Below are 7,450 nucleotides of genomic sequence, written 5' to 3'. Positions count from 1 at the left end.
CGAGCAGGCGGCCCAGGACGCGGCGCGTCGGCGCGCAGCCGGCCCCAGGCCGTCCCGGCGCGCTCGGTCACCGGCCGTTCGCTGCTCGTGATCGCGGTGATCTTCATCGCGGCCACCCTGATGGCCCCCACGCTGCGCGTGTACCTCAACCAGTCGCTGGAGATCGCCGCGGCCGAGCAGGACATCCAGGACCAGCGCCGCACGAAGGCGGAGTACGAGGACCGCATCGCCCGCTGGGAGGACGAGGACTTCGTGAAGCAGCAGGCGCGGGACCGCCTGGACCTGGTCATGCCGGGGGAGACCCTCTACCGGGTCACCGGCCAGGACCGTCTCGAGCAGGCCCCTCAGGAGGCGGCCAGCACCCGTGAGGAGCCGGTCAACGAGGACCTGCCCTGGGCCGAGGGCCTCTGGGACTCCGTGGTGCGTGCCGCCACCGAGTGACACACGGCCGCCCCGTGTGCCGGCCCCCGGGCCCGGCCGCACTGCCGCGGGGCGGGACCCGTCCGCCCTGCGGGCCCCACCGACCCGACGACCATCCGCACCGACCCTGACGAGGACCCCACATGAGCATCGCCGAGACCACCGTCACCGAGCAGGACCTGGACACGCTGTCCCTGCAGCTGGGCCGCCCCGTCCGCGACGTCGTGGAGATCGGCGCGCGCTGCGTGTGCGGGAACCCGCTGGTGGCCACCACGGCCCCGCGCCTGTCCAACGGCATCCCGTTCCCCACCACCTTCTACCTGACGCACCCGGTGCTCACCGCCGCCGTCTCCCGCCTCGAGGCGGACGGGGAGATGAACCGCATGAACGACCGGCTCGCCGAGGACGCCGAGCTCGCCGCCGCCCACCGCGCGGCGCACGAGGCCTACCTGGCCGAGCGCGACCGCATCGGGCAGGTCTCCGGTGTGGGCGAGGTGAAGGAGATCGCCGGCATCTCCGCCGGCGGCATGCCCGAACGGGTGAAGTGCCTGCACGTCCTGGTCGGCCATGCCCTGGCCGCCGGCCCCGGCGTCAACCGTCTGGGCGACGAGGCGCTGGGGAAGATCGCCGAGTGGTGGACCCCGGACGCCTGCCGCTGCGAGGGTGCCTGGGACGCCTCCGCCGAGGTGCCCACCAAGGACCTGTCCCGCCACGTGAGGCACCTGGAGAAGGTCGAGGCACTGAAGAAGGTCACGGTGGCCGGCGTGGACTGCGGCACCAACTCCATCCGCCTGCTGATCTCGCGCCCGGACGAACAGGACCCGCAGACCCTGGCGGACGTGGTCCGCGAGATGACCATCGTCCGCCTGGGCGAGGGCGTGGACGCCACCGGGGAGTTCTCCGCGGCGGCGCTGGAGCGCACCTTCGCCGCGGTGGACGCCTACGCCCGCCTGGTGCAGCGCCACCACGCCGGCGCCGTCCGGTTCGTGGCCACCTCCGCCACCCGCGACGTGCAGAACCGCCAGGTCTTCGTGGACGGGGTGAGGCAGCGCCTCGGTGTCGAGCCGGAGGTCGTCTCCGGCGCCGAGGAGGCCGCCCTGTCCTTCCGCGGCGCCGTCTCGGCGCTGCCGGCCGGACTGGACCCGCAGGACCACGTGCTCGTGGTGGACCTCGGCGGCGGCTCCACCGAGTTCGTGGTGGGCACGGCCGGCGGCGAGGTCGTGGACGCCGTGTCCATGGACATGGGCTGCGTCCGCTTCACCGAGCGCTTCCTCCCCGACGACGGCCCCTCGCCCGAGCAGGTCGACGCGGCCGCCGCGGGGGTGGACGGGATCCTGGACCACGTCGCCGGGCGACTGCCGCTTCAGACGGTGCGTGCCGTCGTCGGGGTGGCCGGGACCGTCACCACGGTGACGGCCCACGCCCTGGGCCTGGAGGAGTACGACTCCGAGCGGATCCACGCCACCGTCCTGCCGGTGGACGAGGTGACCGCCTCCGCGCGTGCCCTGCTGGAGGCCTCCCGCGCGGAGCGCTCCGCCATGGGCTTCATGCATCCGGGCCGTGTGGACGTGATCGGCGCGGGTTCGCTCATCTGGTCCCGGATCGTCGAGCGGATGCGCGACATCGCGGGCGTGGACGAGGTCGTCACCAGCGAACGGGACATCCTGGACGGGATCGTGCTGTCGCTGGCGGATCGCTGATTTCCAGCGGACACTCGGGAGTCCTAGAATCAGTGGCATGACTGTCACCCCCGATCTCTCCCCCAAGCCTCGCCTCCTGGTGGTCGGCGGCGGCTACGCCGGCTTCCACATCGCCAAGTCCCTGCAGACGAAGATCAAGGATCGCGGCGGTGTCGTGACCGTGGTCGACCCGCTGCCGTACATGACCTACCAGCCGTTCCTGCCGGAGGTGGTGGGCGGTCACATCGACGGCCGTCACGCCGTGGTGGACCACGCGACCCACCTCAAGGACGCCGAGCTGGTGCGCGGCGCCGTGGTGAAGGTGGAGCACGCCCGCCGCACCGCCGTGGTGCAGGGCGCGGACGGGGCCGAGTTCGAGGTGCCGTACCAGGACATCGTGATGACCGCCGGCGCCACCACCCGCACCTTCCCGATCCCGGGCCTGGCGGAGGCCGGCATCGGCCTGAAGACCGTCGAGGAGGCCGTGGCCCTGCGCAACCAGATCCTGGAGCGCCTGGATGCCGCCGCCCGCATGACCGACGGCGAGGAGCGCAAGCGCGCCCTGACCTTCGTGGTGGTCGGCGGCGGCTTCGCCGGCGTGGAGACCATCGCGGAGATGGAGGACATCATCCGCAACGCGGTGGCCCGCAACGCGCAGCTGTCCCAGTCCGAGGTCCGCATCGCGATGGTCGAGGCCATGGGCCGCATCATGCCGGAGGTCTCCGAGGAGCAGGCCGAGCAGGTCGTGGAGCACCTGCGCGGCCGCGGCATCGAGGTGCTGCTGAACACCTCCCTGGGCAACGCCGAGGGCGGCGTGATGGAGCTGGTCTCCATGGCGGACAAGTCCGTGGTGGAGCGCTTCGGCGCGGACACCCTGGTGTGGACCGCCGGCGTGGCGGCGAACTCCGTGGCCAAGGCACCGACTTCCCGGTGGAGGAGCGCGGCCGTATCGAGGTCACCGCCACCCTGCAGGTCAAGGACGGGGAGAACGGCGTCCTCGAGGGCGCCTGGGGCTGCGGCGACGTCTGCGCCGTGCCGGACCTGACCGGCGCCGGACCGGGCGGCATGTGCGTCCCGAACGCCCAGCACGCCGGCCGTCAGGCGAAGCGGCTCGTGGCCAACTACCTCGCCGTGCGCCACGGCGAGGGCGAGGTCCAGGAGTACGAGCACAAGTCCCTCGGAGCCGTGGCCGGCCTCGGCTTCGGCAAGGGCGTCGGCAACCCGATGGGCGTGAAGATCTTCGGCCCGATCGCCTGGCTCGCCCACCGCGGCTACCACTCCATGGCGCTGCCGCAGCTGGAGCGCAAAGCCCGCGTGGTCGGTGGCTTCGTGCTGGAGACCGTCTTCGGCCGGGACACCACCGCCGTGTACGACCTGGACCGCCCGCGCAACGCCTTCCTCAAGGCCGCCGGCGGCACCCCGGTGCTCGGCCGCTTCGCCAAGAGGCAGCTCGAGGCCAAGGAGAAGGCCTCGGCCTGATCCCCTCATGAGACCCCGTCCGTGACCGTCGCCCCCTCACCAGGCACGGGAACGGACACGACGACGGCGGCCTCCCCTTCGCCGGGGACGGTCGCCGTCGTCGCATCGTCGCCTCCCGCGGCGCACCGTACGGTGCGCGGGCGCGGGGGAGCGGTGGCCACGCCCCCGTGGCCCAACTGGCAGAGGCAGGCGACTTAAAATCGTCTTCGGTGCGGGTTCGACTCCCGCCGGGGGCACGCGTGCAGGCGCGGGCGGATGCGGCCTGTGCTTCCGCTCTCTGTGAAATGCACCTGGCAAGACACCTTGAACATGCCGGGTGACCTGCCGTGAGTTTCGCCGGACCGATAGACTGACGCACAGAAGATGTCCCGCCGTCCGCCGACGGGTGCCTCACATCGACGCAGCCTCGGCGTGGCCCGGGTCGAGTCGTTCGTGAAGGAGAATGCCCCGTGACCAACCCGGTGATGAAGAGTCGCAACTTCCAGCAGCAGATGGGCGGCGGACAGCAGCCCGGCTGGTACGGCGGCGGCCAGCAGACCCAGAACCCCTACACACAGCAGGGCCAGGGCCAGCCGTACGGCCAGCCCTACCAGGACCAGTACGCGGCCACCCAGTACGCGCAGCAGCAGGGCCGCGGGCAGCAGCTCGAGGACATGTACAACGCCCCGGCCGCGAACGCGGGCGACACGGGCCGCATGAGCTACAACGACATCATCGGCAAGACCGGCATGTGCCTGGTGCTGGTGGTCGTCGGCGCCGTGGTCGGCTGGATGTTCCCGGGCATCGGCCTGGTCGGCGCGATCGTCGGCCTGGTGCTCGGCCTGGTCAATGCCTTCAAGCGGGAGCCCTCCGCCCCGCTGATCCTGGCCTACGCCGGCGCGCAGGGCCTGTTCCTCGGCGCCCTGTCCATGATGATGGAGTTCCAGTTCTCCGGCATCGTGGTCCAGGCTGTCCTGGCCACCCTGTCCGTGTTCGCCGTGGTGCTGGCTCTGTACTCCTCGGGCAAGTTCCGCCCGACCCCGAAGATGACCAAGATCTTCATGATCGCGATGCTGGGCTACCTCGTGTTCAGCCTGGTGAACCTCGTGGTGTCCCTGCTGGGCGTCACGGACGGCATGTTCGGCCTGCGCAGCGGCGCCTTCGGCTTGATCATCGGTGCCATCGCGGTGCTGCTGGCCTCCTACTCGCTGGTCATGGACTTCGAGATGGCCGAGCAGGGCGTGCGCAACGGCGCCCCGCAGAAGTACTCCTGGACCGTGGCGTTCGGCCTGACCGTCACCCTGATCTGGCTGTACGTCGAGATTCTGCGCATCATCGCCATCCTCCGCGGCAACGACTGACCCTCGCCCGCCGCTCCGGCACGGCGCCCCCCGTCCCGGTCGGGACGGGGGCGCCGTCGTCTGTCCACAGTACGGACCGGGGAGTCGCCGGGGCCGCCCGGACAGGCGTAGCCTCTTCCACAGTCCGGACACCGTTCGCGTCGGTCCGGAGCCGCCATCCGAAGGAGGGGACCGTGGAGTCCACTGTGGATCCGAACGAGCAGGGGTCGCTCGCCGAGGACACCGCCGCCACCGGTATGCAGTACCGCCTGCGCCGTGGGGCCGCCGAGGCCGTGGTGGTGGGGTTGGCCGGGGCGCTGCGGACCTACCGCGTGGCCGGTGAGGACTTCACCGAGCCCTACGGCGAGGACGAGATCCCGCCGGCCGGCAACGGCATTCAGATGACCCCCTGGCCGAACCGGGTGGCGGACGCCCGCTGGGCGCTGGACGGGCAGACCCAGCAGCTGGACGTCACCGAGCCTTCCCGCGGCCATGCCAGCCATGGCCTGCTGCGCAACACCCAGCTGATGCTGGAGAGCAAGACCGGCACCGGCGTGGTTCTGCGCGGCGAGATCCACCCGCAGCACGGATGGCCCTTCCGCATGACCCACCGCGTCTCCTACGCCCTGGAGGAGTGCGGCGCGCTCACGGTCTCCCAGACGCTGACCAACCACTCCGCCCGCCCGGCCCCCGCGGCCTTGGGCAACCACCCCTTCCTGCGGGTCGGGGACGTGCCCTCGGACGAGCTGACGCTCGCGGTGGACGCCGGCCGGTGGATCGAGGCGGACGAGCGCCTCATCCCCGTGGCCGCCCGGGACGCCGCCGCTACGGACATGGACTTCCGCCAGGGGCGCCGCGTCGGCGCAGACCCGCTGGACGTCTGCCTCACTGGCCTGACCCCCGGGGAGGGCGGCCGGCATGAGGCTCGGCTCATGGCTCCGGACGGACGCACCCTCACCCTGTGGTCCGATCCCGTGTTCGCCTACACTCATGTGTTCGTCACGGACCGCCTGCCGGGCCGGGACACCGCCGTCGCGGTCGAGCCGATGACGGCACCCGCCGATGCCCTGAACTCGGGGGAGGGCCTGCACTGGCTCGAGCCCGGGCAGAGCCTCACCGGCAGCTGGGGCCTGATCCCGCCCGCCGCCGAGAACCCTGCCGCCACCGACGAGAGGACCACCCGCCGATGACCACCCCCGCCTCCACCGCACGCCGCGTGGACCGCGACGTGCCCTACGGCCTGACCGTCGCCGCCGCCTGGTCGTGGCGCGTGATCGTCATCCTGCTCATGGCCGGCGTGCTGATTTGGCTGCTCAGCCACGTCAGCCTGCTGGTGATCCCGGTGATCGTCGCCGGCTTGCTGACCACGCTGCTCAGCCCGATCTATACCTGGATGGTCAGCATGCGCACGCCGCGGATCCTAGCGTCCCTGCTGTGCACGCTGTTGCTCATCGTGGTGGTCCTGGGCCTGCTGGCCCTGTCCGGGCAGCAGCTGGCCGTGGGCTTCGCGGACATGTCCGAGCAGCTCGGCCAGGGCATCGAGGCAGGCCGGAGGTGGCTCGAGTCCACCGGCATCCCCATGCCGTGGCAGCAGAACGGCAACGGCGGCTCCGGCCTGCAGGACATCCTGAACACGGTGCGGGAGAACTCCGGCGCCATCATGGGCGGCGCCGTCAGCTTCGGCTCCACGGCGGGCAACATCCTGGCCGGCACCGTCATGGCCCTGTTCACCCTGATCTTCTTCCTCTACGACGGCCGCCGCATCTGGACCTTTCTGCTGCGCTTCGTCCCCAGAGACCATCGTGCCTCCGTGGACAACGCCGGCCTGTCCGGCTGGAAGGCCCTCGGCTCGTACGTGCGCGTGCAGATCTTCGTGGCCTTCGTGGACGCGGTGGGCATCGGCCTCGGCGCGTGGCTCCTCGGCGTGCCGTTGGCCTTCCCGCTGGCCGTCCTCGTGTTCCTGGCCTCCTTCATCCCCATGGTCGGCGCGGTGCTCACCGGCATCATGGCCGTGGTGCTTGCCCTGATCACCAACGGCCTCGTGAACGCGCTCCTCATGCTGCTCGTGGTGCTGATCGTCCAGCAGCTGGAGTCCAACGTCCTGCAGCCGCTCGTGATGGGCAAGGCCGTGTCCCTGCACCCGTTGGCCGTGTTCCTGGCCGTGGCCGGCGGCTCCGCCGTACTCGGCCTGGTCGGGGCCGTGTTCGCGGTGCCGCTGCTGGCCTTCCTCAACGCCTTCGTCCGCGGCCTGAAGCGTGAGCATGACGCGCACGAGCAGGAGGAGGCCATGGCCTACGACGACGGTGAGGAACATGCGCCGGTGACAGACGGGGAGGACGCCACCTCCCGCTCCGGCCAGCGGGACGGTGCACCCCAGCGCCGCCAGGAGCTCGTGGCCGCCCACGGCGTCGCCGCCCAGGAGGCCGCCTCGGATGCCGGCATCGACCTGTCCGAGCGCCCCGCGGACCCCACCGCGGACGACGACCGCACCTCGGCGCCCTCGGGCGACGACGGGGGACGTCGAGGGGCCGTGGCGCGGGCGGCTCCCGCCGA

At 71.6% G+C, this 7,450-nt stretch carries 5 protein-coding genes, 1 tRNA gene and 1 pseudogene; all 7 read left to right on the top strand.

What is annotated here, in order from left to right:
- Positions 1 to 441, top strand: a 441-nt coding sequence (locus AC2W7A_RS07215; protein WP_485990756.1) for an FtsB family cell division protein, incomplete at its 5' end; no start/stop codon positions are given.
- Positions 442 to 563: 122 nt separating this feature from the next.
- A complete protein-coding gene (locus AC2W7A_RS07210) occupies positions 564 to 2,120 on the top strand; it encodes a DUF501 domain-containing protein (protein ID WP_485990755.1) in 1,557 nt (518 codons plus the stop codon).
- 37 nt (positions 2,121 to 2,157) lie between these two features.
- Positions 2,158 to 3,578, top strand: a pseudogene (locus AC2W7A_RS07205) (NAD(P)/FAD-dependent oxidoreductase).
- 161 nt (positions 3,579 to 3,739) lie between these two features.
- Positions 3,740 to 3,814: transfer RNA gene (locus tag AC2W7A_RS07200), tRNA-Leu, on the top strand.
- Between the two features lie 213 nt (positions 3,815 to 4,027).
- Positions 4,028 to 4,918, top strand: coding sequence for a Bax inhibitor-1/YccA family protein (locus AC2W7A_RS07195; protein ID WP_485990754.1), 891 nt, complete (start codon positions 4,028 to 4,030; stop codon positions 4,916 to 4,918).
- A 173-nt stretch (positions 4,919 to 5,091) separates the two neighbouring features.
- Positions 5,092 to 6,087 carry an aldose 1-epimerase family protein gene (locus tag AC2W7A_RS07190; protein ID WP_485990753.1) on the top strand — a complete coding sequence of 332 codons (996 nt, stop codon included), beginning with the start codon at positions 5,092 to 5,094 and terminating at the stop codon, positions 6,085 to 6,087.
- On the top strand, positions 6,084 to 7,450 hold a 1,367-nt coding region (locus AC2W7A_RS07185; RefSeq protein ID WP_485990752.1), incomplete at its 3' end, for an AI-2E family transporter. The genes AC2W7A_RS07190 and AC2W7A_RS07185, both read left to right, overlap by 4 nt.

Source organism: Micrococcus sp. LASM2_SD2, from assembly GCF_057364565.1.
The sequence above is the reverse complement of the archived record's forward strand: the minus strand, read 5'-3'. Positions and strand labels throughout refer to the sequence as shown.